The 21,261-nt window shown below is 63.8% G+C and carries 33 protein-coding genes; all 33 read right to left on the bottom strand.

What is annotated here, in order from left to right; all coding sequences use genetic code 11:
* Positions 1 to 9: 9 nt before the first annotated feature.
* The 33 genes from guaA to rpsL all read right to left on the bottom strand — a co-directional run bounded on the left by guaA (position 10) and on the right by rpsL (position 21,024).
* Complete coding sequence (gene guaA, locus ACW9TV_RS07785) at positions 10 to 1,578, bottom strand: glutamine-hydrolyzing GMP synthase (protein WP_494302923.1); 1,569 nt, start codon at positions 1,576 to 1,578, stop codon at positions 10 to 12.
* Between the two features lie 45 nt (positions 1,579 to 1,623).
* Positions 1,624 to 2,067, bottom strand: a complete 444-nt coding sequence (locus tag ACW9TV_RS07780) for an acyl-CoA thioesterase (protein WP_494302922.1) — start codon at positions 2,065 to 2,067, stop codon at positions 1,624 to 1,626.
* Between the two features lie 166 nt (positions 2,068 to 2,233).
* A complete protein-coding gene (gene rplQ, locus ACW9TV_RS07775; protein WP_494302921.1) occupies positions 2,234 to 2,644 on the bottom strand; it encodes a 50S ribosomal protein L17 in 411 nt (136 codons plus the stop codon).
* A 112-nt stretch (positions 2,645 to 2,756) separates the two neighbouring features.
* On the bottom strand, positions 2,757 to 3,806 hold the full coding sequence (locus ACW9TV_RS07770; RefSeq protein ID WP_494302920.1) for a DNA-directed RNA polymerase subunit alpha: 1,050 nt from the start codon (positions 3,804 to 3,806) through the stop codon (positions 2,757 to 2,759).
* A gap of 140 nt (positions 3,807 to 3,946) precedes the next feature.
* The gene (rpsK, locus tag ACW9TV_RS07765; RefSeq protein WP_199553356.1) at positions 3,947 to 4,336 is read right to left on the bottom strand and encodes a 30S ribosomal protein S11; all 390 of its coding nucleotides are present in this window, start codon (positions 4,334 to 4,336) and stop codon (positions 3,947 to 3,949) included.
* Positions 4,336 to 4,704: a 30S ribosomal protein S13 gene (rpsM, locus tag ACW9TV_RS07760; RefSeq protein ID WP_494302919.1), complete on the bottom strand. Its 369-nt coding sequence runs from the start codon at positions 4,702 to 4,704 to the stop codon at positions 4,336 to 4,338. Before rpsM ends, rpsK begins: the two co-directional genes overlap by 1 nt.
* A 193-nt stretch (positions 4,705 to 4,897) precedes the next feature.
* A complete protein-coding gene (locus ACW9TV_RS07755; RefSeq protein WP_494305060.1) occupies positions 4,898 to 5,572 on the bottom strand; it encodes an adenylate kinase in 675 nt (224 codons plus the stop codon).
* A 23-nt stretch (positions 5,573 to 5,595) separates the two neighbouring features.
* The gene (secY, locus tag ACW9TV_RS07750; protein WP_494302918.1) at positions 5,596 to 6,948 is read right to left on the bottom strand and encodes a preprotein translocase subunit SecY; all 1,353 of its coding nucleotides are present in this window, start codon (positions 6,946 to 6,948) and stop codon (positions 5,596 to 5,598) included.
* A gap of 121 nt (positions 6,949 to 7,069) precedes the next feature.
* Complete coding sequence (gene rplO, locus ACW9TV_RS07745) at positions 7,070 to 7,552, bottom strand: 50S ribosomal protein L15 (protein WP_494302917.1); 483 nt, start codon at positions 7,550 to 7,552, stop codon at positions 7,070 to 7,072.
* Between the two features lie 43 nt (positions 7,553 to 7,595).
* Positions 7,596 to 7,772, bottom strand: coding sequence for a 50S ribosomal protein L30 (gene rpmD, locus ACW9TV_RS07740; protein WP_374386607.1), 177 nt, complete (start codon positions 7,770 to 7,772; stop codon positions 7,596 to 7,598).
* Between the two features lie 20 nt (positions 7,773 to 7,792).
* Positions 7,793 to 8,506: a 30S ribosomal protein S5 gene (rpsE, locus tag ACW9TV_RS07735; protein WP_494302916.1), complete on the bottom strand. Its 714-nt coding sequence runs from the start codon at positions 8,504 to 8,506 to the stop codon at positions 7,793 to 7,795.
* A 1-nt stretch (position 8,507) separates the two neighbouring features.
* Positions 8,508 to 8,858 carry a 50S ribosomal protein L18 gene (rplR, locus tag ACW9TV_RS07730; RefSeq protein ID WP_494305059.1) on the bottom strand — a complete coding sequence of 117 codons (351 nt, stop codon included), beginning with the start codon at positions 8,856 to 8,858 and terminating at the stop codon, positions 8,508 to 8,510.
* 2 nt (positions 8,859 to 8,860) lie between these two features.
* Positions 8,861 to 9,394 carry a 50S ribosomal protein L6 gene (rplF, locus tag ACW9TV_RS07725; RefSeq protein ID WP_494302915.1) on the bottom strand — a complete coding sequence of 178 codons (534 nt, stop codon included), beginning with the start codon at positions 9,392 to 9,394 and terminating at the stop codon, positions 8,861 to 8,863.
* Positions 9,395 to 9,396: 2 nt separating this feature from the next.
* Entirely contained in the window at positions 9,397 to 9,795 is a 399-nt protein-coding gene (gene rpsH, locus ACW9TV_RS07720) for a 30S ribosomal protein S8 (RefSeq protein ID WP_494302914.1), read from the bottom strand.
* Positions 9,796 to 9,807: 12 nt separating this feature from the next.
* On the bottom strand, positions 9,808 to 10,113 hold the full coding sequence (rpsN, locus tag ACW9TV_RS07715; protein ID WP_374386578.1) for a 30S ribosomal protein S14: 306 nt from the start codon (positions 10,111 to 10,113) through the stop codon (positions 9,808 to 9,810).
* Between the two features lie 23 nt (positions 10,114 to 10,136).
* On the bottom strand, positions 10,137 to 10,724 hold the full coding sequence (gene rplE / locus ACW9TV_RS07710) for a 50S ribosomal protein L5 (protein WP_494302913.1): 588 nt from the start codon (positions 10,722 to 10,724) through the stop codon (positions 10,137 to 10,139).
* Positions 10,717 to 11,037, bottom strand: coding sequence for a 50S ribosomal protein L24 (rplX, locus tag ACW9TV_RS07705; RefSeq protein WP_494302912.1), 321 nt, complete (start codon positions 11,035 to 11,037; stop codon positions 10,717 to 10,719). Before rplX ends, rplE begins: the two co-directional genes overlap by 8 nt.
* Entirely contained in the window at positions 11,037 to 11,405 is a 369-nt protein-coding gene (gene rplN, locus ACW9TV_RS07700; protein WP_374386572.1) for a 50S ribosomal protein L14, read from the bottom strand. The genes rplX and rplN overlap by 1 nt, the downstream gene beginning before the upstream one ends.
* 3 nt (positions 11,406 to 11,408) lie before the next feature.
* Complete coding sequence (gene rpsQ, locus ACW9TV_RS07695) at positions 11,409 to 11,645, bottom strand: 30S ribosomal protein S17 (RefSeq protein ID WP_494302911.1); 237 nt, start codon at positions 11,643 to 11,645, stop codon at positions 11,409 to 11,411.
* Positions 11,646 to 11,655: 10 nt separating this feature from the next.
* Entirely contained in the window at positions 11,656 to 11,862 is a 207-nt protein-coding gene (gene rpmC / locus ACW9TV_RS07690) for a 50S ribosomal protein L29 (protein WP_374386570.1), read from the bottom strand.
* A 2-nt stretch (positions 11,863 to 11,864) separates the two neighbouring features.
* Positions 11,865 to 12,287 (bottom strand): 50S ribosomal protein L16, encoded by a 423-nt coding sequence (gene rplP, locus ACW9TV_RS07685; protein ID WP_494302910.1) that lies wholly within the window; start codon positions 12,285 to 12,287, stop codon positions 11,865 to 11,867.
* A gap of 60 nt (positions 12,288 to 12,347) precedes the next feature.
* Positions 12,348 to 13,043 (bottom strand): 30S ribosomal protein S3, encoded by a 696-nt coding sequence (gene rpsC, locus ACW9TV_RS07680; protein ID WP_494302909.1) that lies wholly within the window; start codon positions 13,041 to 13,043, stop codon positions 12,348 to 12,350.
* A 1-nt stretch (position 13,044) separates the two neighbouring features.
* A complete protein-coding gene (gene rplV / locus ACW9TV_RS07675; protein ID WP_494302908.1) occupies positions 13,045 to 13,437 on the bottom strand; it encodes a 50S ribosomal protein L22 in 393 nt (130 codons plus the stop codon).
* A 5-nt stretch (positions 13,438 to 13,442) separates the two neighbouring features.
* On the bottom strand, positions 13,443 to 13,706 hold the full coding sequence (gene rpsS / locus ACW9TV_RS07670) for a 30S ribosomal protein S19 (protein ID WP_374386564.1): 264 nt from the start codon (positions 13,704 to 13,706) through the stop codon (positions 13,443 to 13,445).
* 3 nt (positions 13,707 to 13,709) lie between these two features.
* Positions 13,710 to 14,546 carry a 50S ribosomal protein L2 gene (gene rplB / locus ACW9TV_RS07665; RefSeq protein ID WP_494302907.1) on the bottom strand — a complete coding sequence of 279 codons (837 nt, stop codon included), beginning with the start codon at positions 14,544 to 14,546 and terminating at the stop codon, positions 13,710 to 13,712.
* Between the two features lie 4 nt (positions 14,547 to 14,550).
* A complete protein-coding gene (locus ACW9TV_RS07660; protein ID WP_374386560.1) occupies positions 14,551 to 14,862 on the bottom strand; it encodes a 50S ribosomal protein L23 in 312 nt (103 codons plus the stop codon).
* Positions 14,855 to 15,478: a 50S ribosomal protein L4 gene (rplD, locus tag ACW9TV_RS07655; protein ID WP_494302906.1), complete on the bottom strand. Its 624-nt coding sequence runs from the start codon at positions 15,476 to 15,478 to the stop codon at positions 14,855 to 14,857. The genes ACW9TV_RS07660 and rplD overlap by 8 nt, the downstream gene beginning before the upstream one ends.
* On the bottom strand, positions 15,478 to 16,221 hold the full coding sequence (gene rplC, locus ACW9TV_RS07650; protein ID WP_494302905.1) for a 50S ribosomal protein L3: 744 nt from the start codon (positions 16,219 to 16,221) through the stop codon (positions 15,478 to 15,480). The genes rplD and rplC overlap by 1 nt, the downstream gene beginning before the upstream one ends.
* Before the next feature lie 103 nt (positions 16,222 to 16,324).
* A complete protein-coding gene (gene rpsJ / locus ACW9TV_RS07645) occupies positions 16,325 to 16,639 on the bottom strand; it encodes a 30S ribosomal protein S10 (protein WP_140927701.1) in 315 nt (104 codons plus the stop codon).
* Between the two features lie 182 nt (positions 16,640 to 16,821).
* Positions 16,822 to 18,012 carry an elongation factor Tu gene (tuf, locus tag ACW9TV_RS07640; protein WP_445389026.1) on the bottom strand — a complete coding sequence of 397 codons (1,191 nt, stop codon included), beginning with the start codon at positions 18,010 to 18,012 and terminating at the stop codon, positions 16,822 to 16,824.
* Positions 18,013 to 18,060: 48 nt separating this feature from the next.
* Complete coding sequence (gene fusA / locus ACW9TV_RS07635) at positions 18,061 to 20,136, bottom strand: elongation factor G (protein WP_494302904.1); 2,076 nt, start codon at positions 20,134 to 20,136, stop codon at positions 18,061 to 18,063.
* Between the two features lie 27 nt (positions 20,137 to 20,163).
* Positions 20,164 to 20,634 carry a 30S ribosomal protein S7 gene (rpsG, locus tag ACW9TV_RS07630; RefSeq protein ID WP_494302903.1) on the bottom strand — a complete coding sequence of 157 codons (471 nt, stop codon included), beginning with the start codon at positions 20,632 to 20,634 and terminating at the stop codon, positions 20,164 to 20,166.
* 18 nt (positions 20,635 to 20,652) lie between these two features.
* Entirely contained in the window at positions 20,653 to 21,024 is a 372-nt protein-coding gene (gene rpsL, locus ACW9TV_RS07625) for a 30S ribosomal protein S12 (protein ID WP_152577498.1), read from the bottom strand.
* Between the last annotated feature and the right edge of the window lie 237 nt (positions 21,025 to 21,261).

Here is a 21,261-nt window from a genome sequence, read left to right as displayed (position 1 = left end):
GGGCAGAAGCTATTCCCACTCGATCGTGCCGGGCGGCTTCGAGGTGTAGTCATAGACCACGCGATTGATGCCGCGAACCTCGTTCACGATCCGGGTGGCGACGCGGCTGAGGAAGGCCGGTTCGAAGGGGTAGATATCGGCCGTCATGCCGTCCACGCTGGTCACGGCGCGCAGCGCACAGACGCGATCATAGGTGCGGCCGTCGCCCATCACGCCGACGGTGCGCACCGGCAGCAGCACGGCAAAGGACTGCCAGATCGCATCATAGAGGCCGGCTGCGCGAATCTCTTCCAGGTAGATGGCGTCAGCCAAACGCAGGATGTCGCAGGCTTCCTTCGTCACCTCGCCGGGAATGCGGATGCCGAGGCCCGGCCCCGGGAAGGGATGACGGCCCACGAACACTTCGGGCAGGCCGAGTTCGCGGCCCAGCGCGCGGACTTCATCCTTGAACAGTTCGCGCAGCGGTTCCACCAGGGCCATGTCCATCCGTTCGGGCAGACCGCCGACATTGTGGTGGCTCTTGATGGTGACGGAAGGGCCGCCGGTGAAGGACACGCTTTCGATCACGTCCGGATAGAGCGTGCCCTGCGCCAGGAACTTCGCGCCGCCGATCTTTTTCGCCTCGGCCTCGAACACGTCGATGAAGGTCTTGCCGATGAACTTGCGCTTCGCCTCCGGGTCGGTGACGCCGGCGAGGCCGCCAAGGAACAGCTCTTCGGCGTCCACATGGACGAGGGGGATGTTGTAGTGGTCGCGGAACAGCTGCACGACCTGCTCCGCCTCGTGCAGGCGCATCAGGCCGTGATCAACGAAGACGCAGGTGAGCTGGTCGCCGATGGCTTCGTGGATGAGGACGGCGGCGACAGCGGAATCGACCCCGCCCGACAGGCCGCAGATCACCCTGCCCTGCCCGACCTGGGCGCGGATTTCCGCGATCTTCGTCTCGCGGAAGCTCGCCATGCTCCACACGGGCTTGGCGCCGGCCACGCGCAGCACGAAATTCTCGATCAGTGCCCGGCCGTCAGGCGTGTGCACCACTTCCGGATGGAACTGCACAGCGTAGAGGGCGCGGCTTTCATCGGCGATGAAGGCATAGGGCGCGCCTTCGGAAGCGGCGACGACTTCGAATCCGTCGGGCAGGCTGTCCACGCGGTCGCCGTGGCTCATCCAGACGATGTGGCTGGCGTCGTCGGTCCAGACGCCTTCAAACAGGCGGCAGGGTGCGACGACCTTCACTTCGGCCCGGCCGAATTCACGGGTTCGCCCCGGCGATACCTGGCCGCCGAGCGCCTTCACCATCGCCTGCTGACCATAGCAGATCCCAAGCACGGGCACGTTGGCCGCCAGCACTTCGGGGGCAAGTTCGGGGGAGCCGCCTTCCGTGACGCTGGCGGGGCCGCCCGACAGGATGATGGCCTTCGGTTTCAGCCGTTCCAGCGCGGCCCTTGCGCCGTGGAAGGGCACCACCTCGCAATAGACATGCGCCTCTCGAACACGGCGGGCGATGAGCTGGGTGACCTGGCTCCCGAAGTCGAGGATCAGGACGGTGTTGGCTTGGGCTTCGGCGGAGACTGACATGGCGGGCTCATAAGGCCCGAATCCGAGTCGCGCCAGTGCCGAGGATCAGCTGTCGACAGCGATCCTGCCGATCACGCTCTTCCAGTCCGGCGACAGCGGTTTGGGGCGACGGCCTTCCCTGTCCACATAGACATGGACGAAGAAGCCTTCGGCCGCCGGCTGATTGCTGCCCTTCACGAACAGGCCGATCTCGTAGCGGACCGACGTGTTGCCGATGCGGCTGACGGCGATGCCGGCCTGCACCTCCTCCGGGAAAGCGACGGGTCGGGCGTAGGTGCAGCCGGTTTCGACGACGAGGCCGATCATCGGGCCCTTTTCGATATCGAGCAGACCATGTTCCACCAGCCAGGCGTTCACGGCGGTGTCGAAGAAGCTGTAATAGACGACATTGTTGACATGGCCGTACACGTCATTGTCCATCCAGCGCGTCGCGATCGGCCGCCAGGCCTTGTAATATCCGCGTGGACGCATTTCCCGCTTCTCAGCCATCGACGACCATCCTCTGTTTGCCCGATGATTCGGCCTTAGCCCATGAGCATGGGAAATGGGAGGCCGCATGTTGCAGGGCAGCATTGCGGAACCGACTGCGCCGGATACGCAAAAGCCCGGCAGGCGGGGCGCCTGCCGGGCTTTTTCGTTGCATTGCGACGCCGGCTCAGGCTGCTTCGGCAGCCTCGACCGGGCCGGAATCCTGGCCCTTGGCGCTGACATCGCGATCCACGAACTCGATCACGGCCATGGCGGCCTGATCGGAGGCGCGGAAGCCGGCCTTCAGCACACGGACATAGCCGCCGGGACGGCCAGCGTAGCGCGGAGCCAGCACGTCGAACAGCTTCTTCAGCTGCGCATCGTCCTGCAGGCGCGCATGGGCGAGGCGGCGGTTGGAAAGACCGCCCTTCTTGGCCAGCGTCACCAGCTTTTCGACATAGGGACGAAGTTCCTTCGCCTTGGGGAGCGTGGTGACGATCTGTTCGTGCTTGATCAGCGAAGCCGACATGTTCTTCAGCATCGCCATGCGATGTTCAGTGGTGCGGCCGAGCTTCCGATGGGCAATCTTGTGACGCATTTTCCTGTCTCCGTTCGTAAAGGGGCCGTGCCCTGCCCCCATCGAAGCCCCGCTTCGATGGGTGGGTCAGGTACCCCAGTCCACGCCCGCACAACCCCGGGCGCCTCGGGTCTTAGAATTCCTGCTCGAGCTTCTTGGCGAGATCCTCGATATTCTCGGGCGGCCAGCCAGGGATATCCATCCCGAGGCGCAGGCCCATGGACGCGAGAACTTCCTTGATCTCGTTCAGGCTCTTGCGGCCGAAGTTCGGCGTCCGGAGCATTTCCGGTTCCGACTTCTGCACCAGATCGCCGATGTAGATGATGTTGTCGTTCTTCAGGCAGTTGGCCGAACGGACCGAAAGTTCCAGTTCGTCCACCTTCTTCAGAAGGTTGCGGTTCATCATCACGTCCGTCGGCGCCTCGTCGACCGTGCCGGCCACAGGGGCGGCGGCGACCGGGCGGGCAGCCGGTTCTTCGAAGTTGATGAACAGCTGCAGCTGGTCCTGAAGGATGCGGGCCGCATAGCCGACCGCATCTTCCGGCGGCACGGAGCCGTCGGTTTCAACCGTCAGGGTCAGCTTGTCATAGTCAAGATCCTGGCCGACGCGGGTGGGTTCCACCTTGTAGGCGACCTGGCGGACCGGTGAATACAGCGCATCGATGGGGATCAGCCCGATCGGGGCGTCGGCCGGACGGTTCAGGGCAGCGGGGACATAGCCCTTCCCGGTCTGCACCGTCAGTTCCATGTTGAAGGTCGCGCCCTCATCGAGCGTGCAGATCACCATATCCGGGTTCGAGATCTCGATGTCGCCGGAAACGGCGATCTGGCCGGCCGTGACTTCGCCGGGGCCGGAAGCGGACAGCGAGAGGCGCTTAACCTGATCGCCCTGCATCTTCACGACGACCTGCTTCACGTTCAGCACGATGTCGGTCACGTCCTCGCGAACGCCCGGCAGCGAGGAGAATTCATGAAGCGCGCCATCGATCTTGATGGCGGTGACTGCCGCGCCCTGAAGGCTCGACAACAGCACGCGCCTCAGCGCGTTGCCGAGTGTCAGGCCGAACCCGCGCTCGAGCGGCTCCGCCACGAACACCTTCTTGCTTGCCGAACCGCCGGCCTTCACGTCCAGCGCGTTCGGCTTCTTCAGTTCCTGCCAGTTCTTCGCATAGGCTGCTGACACGATCGTTTCACCTTTGCCTTTGGCGGGATGGCCCGTCGACCATCAGCCTCTTGTTTCGTGCCCCTCAGGCGCTTCGCCGCAGCGGAGCGGAAAGCGCGGCCGCCCGGCGGTGGGCACCGCCGGGCGGAAATGCGATGACGTCAGACCCGGCGGCGCTTCGGCGGACGCACCCCGTTGTGCGGGATGGACGTGACGTCGCGGATCGACGTGATCTGGAAGCCGACGGCCTGCAGGGCACGAAGCGCAGATTCACGACCCGAACCGGGCCCCTTCACTTCCACTTCCAGCGTGCGGACGCCATGTTCCGCCGCCTTCTTGCCGGCATCCTCGGCGGCGACCTGCGCGGCGTAGGGCGTCGACTTGCGGCTGCCCTTGAAGCCCATGGTGCCGGCCGACGACCAGGCAATCGCATTGCCCTGCGCATCGGTGATGGTGATCATCGTGTTGTTGAAGCTGGCGTTCACATGCGCGACGCCGGCCGTGATGTTCTTGCGCTCGCGGCGCTTCAGCCTTTCAGGTGCGCGTGCCATTACTTCTTCTTCCCTGCGATCGGCTTGGCCTTGCCCTTGCGGGTGCGGGCATTGGTGTGCGTGCGCTGACCGCGGACGGGCAGGCCCTTGCGGTGACGCAGGCCGCGATAGCAGGCCAGATCCATCAGCCGCTTGATGCTCATCGCCGTATCCCGACGAAGATCGCCTTCGACCGTGTAGTCGCGGTCGATCGTTTCGCGGATCGAAAGCACTTCGGCGTCCGTCAGATCCTGCACGCGACGCTCAGGCGGGAAGCCGAGCTTGGTCGTGATTTCCTTGGCGCGGGTCCGGCCGATGCCATGAATGTAGGTGAGCGCGATTTCCACGCGCTTGTTGGTGGGGATGTTGACCCCTGCGATACGTGCCACAAACTGCTCCTGCTCCACGGTGCGCCTTGGGCGGGGCGCTCCATCTCTCTGCGCTGCCGACTTCCCGCCAGCGGAAACCGGGCCAACCGGAACAATCCGGGGCTACGGCTGCACGCGCGTGGGAATCGGAAGAGGCGTCGCTATAGATGACAGGCGTGGCTGTCAAGGGCGCGCCGCCTGAATTCCGATACTGTCAAGCCTGTTTCGAGTCCCGGGCCGGTTTCCCGTCCAGGATGGCGGCGATCGCGGCGGACACTTCGTCCATCCCGGCCATGCCGTCCACATTCTTCACCAGGCCCCGTGCCGCATAGATGGGCAGGATCGGCGCGGTTTTCGCGCGATATTCCGCCATGCGCGTGCGCACGGTTTCCTCATTGTCGTCGGGCCTGCGCTTGAACGTAGTGCCGCCACATTTGTCGCAGACGCCTTCGGCCTTCGTGGGCTTGAAGCGGTCGTGATAGCCTTCGCCGCATGTGGCGCAGGTGAAGCGGCCGGTGATGCGATCAACCAGCGCATCTTCATCAACGACCAGCTCGATCACATGATGCAGCGTGCGGCCGCGGGCCGACAGCAGACCGTCAAGCAGGTCCGCCTGGACAGCGGTCCGGGGGTAGCCATCGAAGATCACGCCCTTGGACAGTGGGATGCCATCCAGATGCTCGCCAAGGATCTCGGCCATCAGCTCGTCGGGGAAGAGCTTGCCGGCCTTCATGATGTCGTCGGCGAGCTTGCCGACTTCCGTTCCGGCCTTCACCGCTGCGCGCAGGATGTCACCCGTCGAGAGTTGGACCATGCCGCGGCTTTCGACGAGGCTGCTGGCCTGCGTGCCCTTGCCGGCGCCCGGGGGGCCCAGCAGGATGATGTTGATGCCTTCGGATGCCCCCGCGTTGCTCAACGCCGCCCCCCTGTTCTCAGCTTCGCCTTCTTGATCAGCCCCTCATACTGGTGCGCCAGCATGTGGCCCTGGATCTGGGCGACCGTATCCATCGTGACATTGACCACGATCAGCAGCGACGTGCCCCCCAGATAAAAGGGAATTGCCATCTGGCTGATCAGGAATTCCGGGAGAAGACAGACCAAGGTCAGATATGCGGCGCCGATCACGGTGATGCGGGTCAGCACGAAATCCAGATACTGGGAGGTTTTCTCGCCCGGGCGGATGCCGGGCACGAAGCCGCCGTGCTTCTTCAGGTTTTCGGCTGTCTCTTCAGGATTGAACACCACGGCGGTGTAGAAGAAGCTGAAGAAGATGATGCCACCCGCATAAAGCGCCATGTAGAGCGGCGCGCCATGCTGGAGCGAGGTGGTGACCGTGAGCAGCCAGTCCGGCCCGCCTTCCTGGCCCATGAACTGGGCGATGGTGAGCGGCAGCAGCAGCAACGAGGACGCGAAGATCGGCGGGATCACGCCAGCCGTGTTCAGCTTCAGCGGCAGATGGCTAGTGTCGCCCTGGAACATGCGGTTGCCCATCTGGCGCTTCGGATACTGGATCGGGATCCGGCGCTGGGCGCGCTCCATCAGGCAGATGAAGGCGATGACCCCAAGGCCGACGATCAGCACGGCGATGATGAAGCCGGCCGAGATGGCACCGGTTCGGCCCTGTTCGAACAGGCCGCCGATGGCCACAGGCACCTGCGCCACAATCCCGGCCATGATGATCAGCGAAATGCCGTTGCCGATGCCGCGGCTGGTGATCTGCTCGCCCAGCCACATCAGGAACAGCGTTCCGCCCAGCAGGGTGATGATGGTGGAAATGCGGAAGAACCAGCCCGGATCGATCACGGCGGACGCACCGGCCGAGGCGCCCCAGCTTTCGAGGCCGACGGCGATGCCATAGCCCTGGAAGATGGTGAGGATCACGGTTCCGAAGCGCGTGTACTGGTTCAGCTTCTTGCGGCCGCTCTCCCCTTCCTTTTTCAGCGCCTTCCAGGGCTCGTAGATGGAGCCCATCAACTGCACCACGATCGAGGCCGTGATGTAGGGCATGATGCCGAGCGCGATGATCGACATCCGCTCAAGCGCGCCGCCCGAGAACATGTTGAAGAAGTCGAGCATGCCGCCCGATGTCTGGGTGAAGAGCTGGTTGAGGGCCAGCGGGTCGATACCGGGAAGCGGCACGAACGAGCAGAGGCGGAAAACGATCAGAGCGCCCACGGTGAACCACAGGCGCTTCTTCAGATCGGTCGCCTTGGAGAAGTTGGCGAAACTCAGGTTCTGGGCAAGGGAGTCGGCGGCTGTCGCCATTGTCTCATCCTGTCTGGGGGCCGGTTCCCGGCGCAGTCCTCGATCCGGCTGCCCGGTCGGGCCGGGCGCCACATCTGGTCAGGATGTAGGCGCTCGGCCCGGCCTTGCAAAGCCCGGAGGCTCAGGCTTCTGCAGCCACCTTCTTCACGGGAAGCGTAACGGAACCGCCGGCTGCTTCGACTGCGGCCCGGGCGGATTTCGTGACGCCGGAAACATGCAGATCGAGCTTTGCCTTCAGTTCGCCCTTGCCGAGGAGACGGACGCCGTCCTTCGGCTGGGTGACGAGGCCGGCAGCCTGCAGCGCCGCCATATCGACCGGCTTCCCGGCGTCGAGACGCCCGGCGTCGACGGCCCGTTGCAGGGCACCGGTGTTGACTTCGCTGTATTCGGCCCGGTTCGGCTTGTTGAAGCCGCGCTTCGGAAGACGCATGTGCAGCGGCATCTGGCCGCCTTCAAAGCCCTTGATGGCCACGCCTGAACGGCTTTTCTGGCCTTTCTGACCACGACCGGCCGTCTTGCCGAGACCGGAGCCGATGCCGCGGCCAACGCGCACGCTGTCCTTGCGGGCGCCGGGGTTGTCATTGATTTGATTGAGCTTGGTCATTGCACTCGCTTTCGCTTTGTTCGCGCAGTGAACGGCAGAGGGCTCAGCCCTCCACCTTCACCAGATGTTGCACCTTGGCGATCATGCCGCGCACCTCGGGGGTATCCTGCAGTTCACGCGTGCGGTGCATCTTGTTCAGGCCCAGGCCGATCAGGGTCGCGCGCTGGTCCTTGGTGCGGCGGATCGGCGAACCGATCTGCGTCACCTTAACGGTTTTCACGTCTGCCATCGTCACTCTCCTCAGGCGACAACCGCGTCGGCATCGGCCGCGGCCTGGGCCGGGCTGATGTCGCCGCGACGGGCCAGCAGATCCGCCACCTTCTTGCCACGCCGCTGGGCGACCGTGCGAGGCGAGGTCTGCCCTTCGAGCGCGGCGAAGGTCGCGCGCACCATGTTGTAGGGGTTGTTGGAGCCGGTCGACTTGGAGACCACGTCGGCCACGCCCAGGCTTTCGAACACAGCGCGCATCGGGCCCCCGGCGATGATGCCCGTACCGGCGGTGGCCGAGCGGACATGGACCTTGCCGGCGCCGAAATGGCCGTAGCCATCATGGTGCAGGGTGCGGCCTTCGCGCAGCGGAACGCGGATCATCGCCTTCTTGGCCGCCGCAGTCGCCTTGGAGATGGCCTCCGGCACTTCGCGCGCCTTGCCATGGCCGAAGCCCACACGGCCCTTGCCATCGCCCACGACGACCAGCGCCGCAAAGCCGAAGCGCTTGCCGCCCTTCACCGTCTTGGAGACGCGGTTGATGTGCACGAGCTTCTCGATGAGCTCCTGCCCGTCCTCGCCCTCGGCTGCGCGGGGTTCGCGGCGACGGCGGTCACCATCGCGGCCGCCACGGCCGCCACGGTCCCCGCCGGGGCCACCACGCCCACGACCACCACGGCCGCGGCGTTCTTCCTGCGGCGCGGCTTCCGTTGCCGCCACTTCGGTTTCGATCACGTCGTCAGCCATATCAGAACTCCAGTCCGCCTTCGCGGGCGGCATCGGCCAGAGCCTTCACCCGGCCGTGGAAAATGAATCCGCCCCGGTCGAACACGACCTTGGAGACGCCCGCCGCCTTGGCACGCTCGGCCAGCAGCTTGCCGATCGCGGCGGCAGCCGCAACGGTTGCACCAGTGCCCGTGAAATCCTTCTCGAGCGTGGAGGCGGCAGCCAGCGTCCGGCCGGCCGCGTCGTCGATCACCTGCGCATAGATATGCTGTTGCGAGCGATGGACGGACAGGCGGGGACGGCCACCGGCCTTGGCGACGAGAGCCGTGCGCACGCGGCGCCGACGGGCCTCGAAGGGGGAAAGATGCTTCACCATTACTTCTTCTTCCCTTCCTTGCGGAAGATGAACTCGCCGCGATACTTGATGCCCTTGCCCTTGTAAGGCTCGGGCTTGCGCCAGCGACGGATCTCGGCGGCCACCTGGCCCACCTTCTGCCGGTCGGAACCGGAGATCTCGACCGTGGTCTGGTCCGGCGTCTTGATCGTGATCCCGTCCGGGATCTCGTAGTTGACGTCGTGGCTGTAGCCCAGCTGCAGACGCAGGATCTTGCCCTGGACAGCGGCGCGATAGCCGACCCCGGTGATTTCCAGCACCCTGGTGAAGCCGTCGGAGACGCCCACCACCAGGTTGGAAACCAGCGTGCGCTGCATGCCCCAGAAGGCGCGGGCGCGCTTGGTCTCATTTGCCGGGCTCACGCGGATCTCGTTTGCTTCGATCGCGTAGCTGATGTCATCGGCCAGCGGCATGGAAAGGGTGCCCTTGGGCCCCTTCACCTCGATGATTCCTCCGTTGATGGACGCCTGCACACCGGCAGGAATCGCAACGGGCTTCTTTCCGATGCGGCTCATGATCAGAACACCTGGCAGAGGACTTCGCCGCCGACGTTCTCGGCCCGAGCTTCCGCGTCGGAGAGAACGCCCTTCGGCGTCGAGACGATGGTGATTCCAAGGCCGTTCTTCACGCGCGGCAGCTCCTGGGCACCGGCGTAGACGCGACGACCGGGCTTCGACACCCGCGCGAGGTGCTGGATCGCCGGCTGGCCTTCGAAATACTTCAGCTCGATGCGGATGTTCGGCTGCGGCCCGGTGGTCTCCTCCTTGGAGTAGCCACGGATATAGCCTTCGCGTTGCAGCACATCGAGAACGGAGGCCCGGAGACGCGACGCGGGCGTGAGCACGCTGTCCTTCTTGGCGGACTGGCCGTTGCGGATGCGGGTGAGCATATCACCCAGAGGATCGGTCATGTTCATGTCTGTCGGCCCTTACCAGCTCGACTTCGTGACGCCGGGGATCAGGCCCTTGTTGGCCAGTTCACGCAGCATCACGCGGGAAAGCTTGAACTTGCGGTAGTAGGCGCGGCTGCGCCCCGTCAGTTCGCAGCGGTTGCGCACGCGGGTGGGGTTCGCGTTGCGCGGCAGCTCGGCCATCTTCAGGCGCGCGATCAGGCGCTCGCCCTCATCGCGGCTTTCATCGTCCGCGATTGCCTTCAGCTTCTCGAACTTGGCCGCATACTGCTTGACCAGCTGCTTGCGACGCTCGTTCTTGTTGATCGAACTCAGTTTCGCCATGGACTTAAGCTCTCTCTTCTATCTCAAGCCGCAGCCGCTTGGCGCGCTTCCGCATCGCCAATGAACGGCATTCCGAAGTGACGAAGAAGCGCGCGCGCCTCGTCGTCGGTCCCAGCGGTGGTGGTGATGATGATGTCCATGCCCCGGATCTTGTCGATCTTGTCGTAGGGCACTTCCGGGAAGATGATCTGTTCCTTCAGACCCATCGCATAATTGCCACGACCGTCGAAGCTCTTCGGGTTCACGCCCCGGAAGTCCTTCACGCGCGGCAGTGCGATGGTGATCAGACGGTCCAGGAACTCGTACATGTTGTCCCGACGCAAGGTGACCTTGCAGCCGATCGGCATGCCCTCGCGCAGCTTGAACTGTGCGATCGACTTCTTGGCCCGGGTGACGACAGGCTTCTGGCCCGCGATCGCCATCATTTCGGCAGCCGCGATCTCGACCTTCTTCTTGTCCTGGGTCGCCTCGCCGACGCCCATGTTGATCACGATCTTCTCGATCTTCGGGACCTGCATCGGGTTGGTGTACCCGAACTCATCGGTCATCGCCTTGCGGATCCGCTCTTCATAGAGCTTCTGCATCCGCGGCTTCACGCGTTCTTCAGCCATTCAGCACCTCGCCCGAGCCCTTCAGGACCCGCACCTTCTTGCCGTCGCGGACTTCAAAGCCGACACGGGCAGGCTTGCCCGTCTTCGGATCCTTGATCGCCACGTTCGACACATGGATCGGCGCCTCGCGCCGCTTCACGCCGCCTTCCGGATCGGCCTGCGTAGGCTTGGTGTGGCGCGCAATCATGTTCACGCCCGACACGACAACCTTGCCATCCTTCGGCAGCGACTTGACGACCTGGCCTTCACGCCCCTTGTCCTTGCCGGACAGGATCACAACGGTGTCGCCCTTCTTGATCTTCGCCATCGACATCACAGCACCTCCGGCGCGAGCGAAATGATCTTCATGTGGCCGGTCGACCGCAGTTCGCGGACCACCGGGCCGAAGATACGGGTGCCGATCGGCTCCTCGTTCTTGTTGATCAGGACGGCGGCGTTGCCATCGAAGCGGATCACCGAACCGTCGGCCCGGCGGATGTCCTTGGCGGTGCGGACGACGACGGCGCGGTGCACGTCGCCCTTCTTCACACGGCCCTTCGGTGCGGCTTCCTTCACGGAGACGACGATCACGTCGCCAACGCCGGCAAAGCGGCGCTTGGACCCGCCGAGCACCTTGATGCACATCACTTCCTTGGCGCCCGAGTTGTCGGCAACATCGAGCCTGGTCTGCATCTGGATCATGGCTTAGCCTACCTTTTCCAGAACGCGCCACGTCTTCAGCTTGGAGATGGGGGCGCATTCCTCGATCCGCACGACATCGCCGGCCTTGATGGCATTGGCTTCGTCATGGGCATGATATTTTTTCGAACGACGGATGATCTTGCCGTACAGGGGGTGCGGCACCTGCCGCTCCACCAGCACAACGACGGTCTTGTCCGTCTTGTCGGAGACCACCGTCCCCTGCAGCACGCGCTTGGGCATCAGGGCCTCCTTAAGCGTTCGAAGCCTGGGCCTTGGCCCGGGCATTCTGTTCGGTCTGGATGCGGGCGATGCCACGGCGCACTTCGCGCACCCGGCTCGGCTTTTCCAGTTGCTGCGTCGCAGCCTGGAACCGCAGGTTGAGCTGCTCGCGCTTCAGCGCCTGCAGATCGTTGGCAAGGTCGGCGTCCGACCGGCTCTTGAGTTCAGTCTTGGCCATGATCAGTCCTTCTGCTCGCCAAGGCGGGTCACCATCTTCACCTTGATGGGAAGCTTGGCGGCCGCGCGCTCGAACGCACCGGCGGCGATCTCGTGGCTGACGCCATCGATCTCGAACATGATCCGGCCCGGCTTGACGCGGGCAGCCCAGAATTCCGGCGAGCCCTTGCCCGAGCCCATCCGCACTTCGGCGGGCTTCGAGGAGACCGGCACATCCGGGAAGATGCGGATCCAGAGGCGCCCCTGGCGCTTCATGTGGCGGGTGATCGCGCGACGTGCGCTTTCGATCTGGCGCGCGGTGATCCGCTCGGGCGCCATCGCCTTCAGGCCAAAGGCGCCGAAGTTCAGCTGGGTGCCGCCCTTGGCATCCCCATGAATACGGCCCTTGAAGGCCTTGCGGAACTTAGTCCGTTTCGGTTGCAGCATCTTGTCTCGCCTTCAGTCGAGGGAGAGCCCTCCGATAAGGCGACGAGAATATCTCGTCGCTTACCGGGCCGGGCGAACTCCCGAAGTCTGGGATTCCATCATCAGCCGGTCCTGGGCCAGCGGGTCGTGGCCGAGGATCTCACCCTTGAAGATCCACACCTTGACGCCGCAGACACCATAGGCGGTGTGCGCCTGGGCTTCTGCATAATCGACGTTCGCGCGAAGCGTGTGCAGCGGCACGCGCCCTTCGCGATACCATTCAACCCGCGCGATTTCCGCGCCGCCAAGGCGCCCGGAGCAGGTGATCTTGATGCCTTCGGCGCCAAGCCGGAGCGCGGACTGCACCGCGCGCTTCATCGCGCGACGGAACGCGACACGGCGCTCAAGCTGATCGGCAACACCCTGCGCCACGAGCTTGGAGTCGATTTCCGGCTTGCGGATCTCGACGATGTTCAGGCTCACCTCGCTCTTGGTCATCGCACCGATCTGCTTCTTCAGCTTCTCGATGTCGGCGCCCTTCTTGCCGATGATCACGCCGGGGCGCGCGGCAAAGACGGAGACGCGGCACAGCTTTGCCGGACGCTCGATGACAACCTTGGAGATGGCAGCCTGCGGATGCGCCTTCTGGATGAACTGGCGAATCTTCAGGTCTTCCAGAAGCAGCCGACCATAGTCGTCGCCGGTGGCGTACCAGCGGCTGTCCCAGGTGCGGTTGATCTGAAGGCGAAGGCCGATGGGGGAAGTCTTCTGACCCATGTTACGCGTCCTGCCCTTCCGTCACGTCACGCTCCTGAACCACGATCCGAAGCCGGCTGAACGGCTTGACAATGCGCGAGGAACGGCCCCGCGCACGGGTCGCGAAGCGCTTCATGGTGATCGACTTACCGACCGAGGCTTCCTTCACCCACAGCCGATCGATGTCGAGGTTGTGGTTGTTTTCCGCATTGGCAATCGCGGACTGGAGGCACTTGCGCACATCCACGGCCATCGCCTTGCGGGAGAAGTTCAGGGCCACGACGGCTTCCTCGGCCTTCTTGCCGCGGATCAGACCGGCGACGAGGTTCAGCTTCTGGGGCGAACCACGCACGGTGGTCGCGACCGCAAGCGCCTCGCGCTCGCCGACCTTGCGACCTGCTTGGGGTTTCGACATCTCGCTTACCTCTTCGACTTCTTGTCGGCGGCGTGGCCCGGGAAGGTCCGCGTCGGCGCGAACTCACCAAGCTTCATGCCAACCATTTCTTCCGACACCGAGACCGGCACGAATTTCTTGCCATTGTACACGTTGAACGTGTGGCCAACGAATTGCGGCAGGATCGTCGAGCGACGCGACCAGGTCTTGATCGGGCCCTTGCTGCCCGACTCCACCTTCTTCAGCAGGCTCAGTTCGACGAACGGGCCCTTCCAGACGGAACGTGCCATCGCTTACCTCTTCTTCTTCGCGTGGCGGGACCGGATGATCATCTTGTCCGTCGCCTTGTTCGAACGCGTCTTGGCGCCCTTGGTCGGCTTGCCCCACGGGGTGACCGGGTGACGGCCGCCCGAGGTGCGACCTTCACCACCACCATGCGGGTGATCGACCGGGTTCTTCGCGACACCGCGGGTCAGCGGGCGAATGCCCAGCCAGCGGGCCCGACCGGCCTTGGCCAGATACTGGTTCGAATTGTCCGGGTTGGACACCGCACCGACCGTCGCCATGCAGTCCGAACGGACATAGCGCTGCTCACCCGAGTTCAGGCGGATGATCACCATGCCGCGATCACGGCCGACAACCTGGATGAACGTGCCGGCAGCGCGCGCCAGTTGGCCGCCCTTGCCCGGCTTCAGCTCAACGTTGTGCACGATGGTGCCGACCGGGATCTGGCCGATTTCCATCGCATTGCCGGGCTTCACGTCAACCTTCTTGCCGGCCACGACACTGTCGCCGGGAGCAAGACGCTGCGGCGCCAGGATGTAGGCCTGCTTGCCGTCTGCATAGGTAATGAGCGCAATGAAGGCCGAACGGTTCGGGTCATATTCCAGGCGCTCGACAGTCGCCGGGGTATCCCAGGTGCGACGCTTGAAATCGATGATCCGGTAACGCTGCTTGTGACCGCCGCCGATGCCGCGAGCCGTTGCGTGGCCCATGTTGTTGCGGCCGCCGGTCTTGGTCTTGCCCTCGGTCAGCGCCTTGACGGGCTTACCCTTGTGGAGCGCCGAGCGGTCGACGAGCACGAGGCCGCGGCGGGCCGGGCTCGTCGGATTATATTGCTTCAGTGCCATGGCGTCAGATACCCGTCGTCACGTCGATCGACTGGCCTTCCGCCAGCGTCACGATTGCCTTCTTGAGATCGGACCGCCGGTAGGGGCTGCCCCGCCAGCGCTTCGTCTTGCCCTTCTGGATCAGCGTGTTCACAGCCGTGACCTTCACGTTGAACAGCGCTTCGATCGCCGCCTTGATCTCCGGCTTGGAGGCCGTCCTGGCGACTTCGAACACCAGTTGGTTATGCTCTCCGACCAGCGTCGACTTTTCCGTGATGATGGGCTTCACCACCACGTCATAGTGCTTCAGGTCGATGGTTTCGGATTGCTTAGCCATTGAAACGCGCCTCCAGGCTCTCGACCGCGGCGCGCGTCAGCACCAGGTGATCGTGGTTCAGGATGTCGTAGACATTGGCGCCAATCGCGGGAAGCACATCAACCTTATACAGGTTGCGGCTGGCCAGCGCGAAGTTCACGTCGACCGCAGTGCCGTCAATGAACAGACCGTTGGCAACGCCGAGCTTCTCGAGGTTCGCCTTCAGGCCCTTCGTCTTGGCAGCGTCCAGCGCAAGGTTGTCAACGACAACGAGCTTGCCCTCGCGGGCCTTGGCGGACAGCGCAACCTTCAGGCCCAGTGCCCGCACCTTCTTGTTCAGGCTGGGGTTGAAGTCGCGGACCACGGGGCCATGCGCCTTGCCGCCGCCGATAAACTGCGGAGCCGCGCGGTTGCCGTGACGGGCAGTGCCGCCGCCCTTCTGGCGACCGAACTTCTTGCCGGTGCGCGACACTTCGGAACGGCCCTTGGCGCCACGGGCGGTGCCACGACGCTTTTCCAGCTGCCAGGTGACAACGCGGTGGAGGATGTCCGTGCGCGGCTCCAGCCCGAAGATTTCGGGGTTGAGCTCGAGCTCACCGGCCTTGCCGCCATCAAGCGTTTGAACTTGAACCTTCATCACGCTTGCTCCTCACCAGTCGTTTCGACGGCCGGAGCTTCCTCGGCAGGGGCCTCGACAGGTGCGTTCGCACCCTTCACGGCAGCCGGATACGGCGCATCGGCAGGGCGCGAAACCTTCACGGAATCGCGAACCAGCAGCCAGCCGCCCTTCGAACCCGGCACCGAGCCGCGCACGAACAGCAGATCCCGCTCGGCGTCCGTCAGGACGATCTCGAGATTCTGCTGCGTGCGATTCCGGTCACCCATGTGGCCGGCCATCTTCTTGTTCTTGAAAACCTTGCCCGGATCCTGGCGCTGGCCGGTCGAACCGTGGGAGCGGTGCGAGACCGAAACACCGTGGGTCGCACGAAGACCGCCGAAGCCCCAGCGCTTCATGGCGCCCGCAAAGCCTTTGCCCTGCGTCGCGCCCGTCACGTCGACCATCTGGCCGACGAGGAAATGATCCGCAGAAATGGTGGCACCGACTTCGACCAGGGCGTCTTCCGCCACCGGGAATTCGGCGAGCATGGCCTTCGGCTCCACTTCCGCCTTGGCGAAATGGCCGCGCTCGGGCTTGGTCAGATTCTTGGCCTTGGCCGAGCCAGCACCGAGCTGGACCGCGACATAGCCGTCACGCTCCGCCGTCTTCTGGGCGACGACCTGGTTCGTTTCGAGGGCCAGGACCGTGACGGGCACATGGACCCCGTCTTCACGGAACAGGCGGGTCATGCCCACCTTCCTGGCGATAACGCCGGTTCGCATTTCAATTCCTTCATCAGAGGCCCTGTCCGGCGCTTGCGCCATCGGGGCTTGACCACTCAGAGGCCCACCGAAGAACGCCGGAGGGCTTGGCTACCTGCAGAAATCAGCCCTGAAGCTTGATCTCAACATCAACACCCGCCGCCAGGTCCAGCTTCATCAGCGCATCGACCGTCTGCGGCGTCGGCTTCACGATATCGAGAAGCCGCTTGTAGGTGCGGACCTCGAACTGCTCGCGCGACTTCTTGTCGACGTGCGGCGAGCGGTTCACCGTGAACTTCTCGATCCGGGTCGGAAGAGGGATCGGGCCGCGGACATCGGCACCCGTGCGCTTGGCGGTGTCGGCGATCTCTCCGGTCGCGGCATCAAGCACGCGGTGATCGAAAGCCTTCAGGCGGATGCGGATATTCTGCGTTTCCATATTCCCAACTCTTCTCGTTCCGGTGGCGCATCCCCAAAGGAGGGATCAACGTCACCGATTCAAACCAGGATCGACAGTCCAAACAGCTTAACTTCTCGCGTTCAGCCGGTTTCGGCATCCCGCCAAAAGCAATCCCGCCCAGCCAGCGACGAATCACCGGCCGGGCGGGAGGCAGCCCTATATTACTTAATGATCGACGCGACAACCCCTGCGCCGACAGTCCGGCCACCTTCGCGGATGGCGAAGCGCAGGCCCTGGTCCATGGCGATCGGCGCGATCAGCTTCACGCCGAGGGTGACGTTGTCGCCCGGCATGACCATCTCGGTGCCTTCCGGCAGTTCCACGGTGCCCGTCACGTCGGTCGTGCGGAAGTAGAACTGCGGACGGTAGTTGGCGAAGAACGGCGTATGACGGCCACCTTCATCCTTCGACAGCACATAGACTTCGGCCTTGAACTCGGTGTGCGGCTTGATCGAGCCGGGCTTGCAAAGCACCTGGCCGCGCTCGACGTCTTCACGCTTCGTGCCGCGCAGCAGGGCGCCGATGTTGTCGCCGGCCTGCCCCTGATCGAGCAGCTTGCGGAACATTTCGACGCCGGTGCAGACAGTCTTCACCGTGTCCTTGATGCCGACGATCTCGACTTCCTCGCCAACCTTGATGATGCCGGTCTCGACACGGCCGGTAACGACGGTGCCGCGGCCCGAGATCGAGAACACGTCTTCGATCGGCATCAGGAACGGCTTGTCGAGCGGGCGCTCCGGCTGCGGGATGTACTCGTCGACGGCCTTCATGAGCTCGAGGACCGCGTCGCGGCCGATTTCCGGGTTCTTGTCTTCCAGAGCCATCAGGGCCGAACCCTTGATGATCGGAATGTCGTCGCCCGGGAATTCATACTTCGACAGCAGTTCGCGGATTTCAAGCTCGACGAGTTCGAGGATTTCCGGGTCATCAACCTGGTCGACCTTGTTCATGAACACGACGAGAGCCGGCACGCCGACCTGACGGGCAAGCAGGATGTGCTCGCGGGTCTGCGGCATCGGGCCGTCGGTCGCGGACACGACGAGGATTGCACCGTCCATCTGCGCGGCACCGGTGATCATGTTCTTCACATAGTCGGCGTGGCCGGGGCAGTCGACGTGCGCATAGTGGCGCTGGTCGGTTTCATACTCGACGTGCGACGTCGAGATGGTGATGCCGCGCTCGCGCTCTTCCGGGGCCTTGTCGATGTTCGCATAGTCAACGAACGTGGCGCCGCCGGTTTCCGCCAGCACCTTGGTGATGGCAGCCGTCAGCGATGTCTTGCCGTGGTCGACGTGACCGATGGTGCCGATGTTGCAGTGCGGCTTGTTCCGCTCAAACTTCGCCTTCGCCATTTGGGTTTCCTCTTTTCCTCAATCGTTTGTCAGTTGTTGAAACCGGGCTCAGCCCAGCTTCGCCTTCACTTCCTCGGCCACGTTGGAGGGCACTTCCTCATAGTGGCTGAACTGCATGGTGTACTGCGCGCGCCCCTGGGTCATGGAACGGAGCTGGTTCACATAGCCGAACATGTTCGCCAGCGGCACCAGGGCTTCGATCACCTGGGCGTTGCCCCGGCTGTCGGTGCCCTGGATCTGACCCCGGCGGCTGTTCAGATCGCCGATGCAATCCCCCATGAAGTCCTCGGGCGTGACGACTTCCACCTTCATCATCGGCTCCAGCAGCTTGATGCCGGACTTGCTGGCGGCTTCGCGCATGGCGCCACGGCCGGTGATTTCAAAGGCCAGTGCCGAAGAGTCGACGTCGTGGTAGGCGCCGTCGTACAGCGTCACCTTGAAGTCGATGATCGGGAACCCGATCAGCGCACCCGAGGCGGCCACTTCACGAATGCCCTTTTCGACGGCCGGGATATATTCCTTCGGAACGTTCCCGCCCTTCACTTCATCCACGAAGGTAATGCCGGAACCACGCTCGCCCGGCTCGACGATGATCTTCACGCGTCCGAACTGGCCGGTACCACCGGACTGCTTCTTGTGCGTGAAGTCGATGTCCACCTTGCGGGCCAGCGATTCCCGATACGCCACCTGCGGCGCGCCGACATTGGCTTCCACCTTGAACTCGCGCTTCATGCGGTCGACGAGGATCTCGAGGTGGAGTTCGCCCATCCCCTTGATGATCGTCTGACCGGATTCGACGTCGGACGTCACGCGGAAGCTCGGATCTTCCTGCGCCAGACGGTTGAGCGCGATGCCCATCTTTTCCTGGTCGGCCTTCGTCTTGGGTTCCACAGCCACTTCGATGACGGGCTCGGGGAATTCCATGCGCTCCAGGATGATCGGCTTCAGCGGCGCGCACAGCGTGTCGCCGGTGGTCGTTTCCTTGAGGCCGACCAGCGCGACGATGTCGCCGGCATAGGCTTCCTTGATGTCTTCCCGGTTGTTGGCATGCATCAGCAGCATGCGGCCGATCTTCTCGCGCTTGTCCTTCACCGAGTTCAGAACCGAGGTGCCGGTTTCCAGCTTGCCGGAATAGATGCGCGCAAAGGTCAGCGAACCGACGAACGGATCGCTCATGATCTTGAACGCAAGCGCGCTGAACGGCGCTTCGTCGCTCGCGTCGCGGGTGTCTTCCTCTTCCGTGCCGGGCTTCACGCCCTGAACGGCCGGGATGTCCAGCGGGCTGGGCAGATAATCGATCACGGCGTCGAGCAGGGGCTGAACACCCTTGTTCTTGAACGAGGAGCCGCAGAGCACCGGCACGAAATCGAACGCCAGCGTTCCCTTGCGGATCAGCTTCTTCAGCGTCGCCGTGTCGGGTTCCTTGCCTTCCAGATAGGCCTCCATCGCCGCATCGTCCTGCTCGACGGCGATTTCGATCAGCTCGGCGCGGGCGGCAGCCGCCTTGTCCTTCAGCTCATCGGGAATCTCGCGATATTCGAACTTCGCGCCCAGCGATTCCTCGAGCCAGACGATGGCCCGGTTCTCGACCAGGTCAACGAGGCCGACGAAGTCGCTTTCGAGGCCGATCGGGAAATAGAGCACCGCCGGGCGTGCACCCAGACGATCCTTGATCATCTGCACGCAGCGATCGAAGTTCGCGCCGGTGCGATCCAGCTTGTTGACGTAGCACATGCGCGGCACGCGATACTTGTCCGCCTGGCGCCACACCGTTTCCGATTGCGGCTCCACGCCGGCGACGCCGTCGAAGCAGGTGATCGCACCATCGAGCACGCGCAGCGAACGCTCGACTTCGATCGTGAAGTCGACGTGGCCCGGCGTGTCGATGATGTTGATCCGGTGGTCATTCCAGAAACAGGTCGTCGCAGCGGAGGTAATGGTGATGCCCCGCTCCTGCTCCTGCTCCATCCAGTCCATCGTGGCCGTGCCTTCATGCGTTTCGCCGATCTTGTAGGACTTGCCGGTGTAATAGAGGATCCGCTCGGTCGTGGTCGTCTTGCCGGCATCGATGTGTGCCATGATGCCGATATTGCGATACTTCTCAAGCGGGTGAGAGCGAGGCATGTTGTGCTCCGGTAACTAGGTTTTGAACTACCAGCGGTAGTGCGAGAAGGCGCGGTTGGCTTCCGCCATCTTGTGCGTGTCTTCGCGCTTCTTGACGGCGGCGCCGCGGTTGTTGGCGGCTTCCATCAGTTCGGCAGACAGGCGGGCCGACATCGTTTTTTCCGGACGGTTGCGGGCAGCCGCGATCAGCCAGCGGATGGCGAGCGCCTGGGCGCGGTCCGTACGAACCTCGACAGGCACCTGATAGGTGGCACCGCCGACCCGGCGAGACCGGACTTCGACCAGCGGACGGACATTCGCGAGCGCATCGTGGAACACGCCGAGCGGATCACGCTTCGCGCGCTGTTCGACGGTGTCGAGGGCGGAATAGACGATCGTTTCAGCGACCGACTTCTTCCCCTCGTACATCACGAGGTTCATGAACTTGGTGAGAACCTGATCGCCGAAACGGGGATCGGGCAGGATTTCGCGCTTCTCGGGGCGACGACGACGTGACATTGGCTTGGTCTCCCCAGCTTACTTCGGACGCTTCGCGCCGTACTTCGAGCGCGATTGCTTGCGGTTCTTGACGCCCTGCGTATCGAGGACGCCGCGGAGCACGTGGTAGCGCACGCCGGGCAAATCCTTCACGCGGCCGCCGCGAATCAGAACCACAGAGTGTTCCTGCAGGTTGTGGCCTTCACCGGGGATGTAGCCGATCACTTCGAAGCCGTTGGTGAGACGGATCTTGGCAACCTTCCGAAGCGCCGAGTTCGGCTTCTTCGGGGTCGTGGTATAGACCCGGGTGCACACGCCGCGCTTCTGCGGGCAGGCTTCCATCGCAGGGACCTTGTTGCGCGCCTTTTGCGGCTCGCGGCCCTTGCGAATCAACTGGTTAATCGTGGGCATTCGCAGAACGTCTTTCTCTGTTCGGCCCGATTCCACCATGGAATCCGGCCTACTCCAGCCCAGACCCGCCCCTGTTTTCCAAACGGAAATCCACGGCATAAGCGCGAGCAAGCCCAGAGGGCTGCTCGCCGCGCGGCTCGGCCTGTCGTATCTTTTCCCGCTTCCCTGGGAACGGCGGCAGAACCGAAGCCCCCCGGAAACGAGCGCCGCCCATAGTCCTGCCGCCCCGAAAGGTCA

The organism is Sandaracinobacter sp. T42, assembly GCF_059115405.1.
The sequence above is the reverse complement of the archived record's forward strand: the minus strand, read 5'-3'. Positions and strand labels throughout refer to the sequence as shown.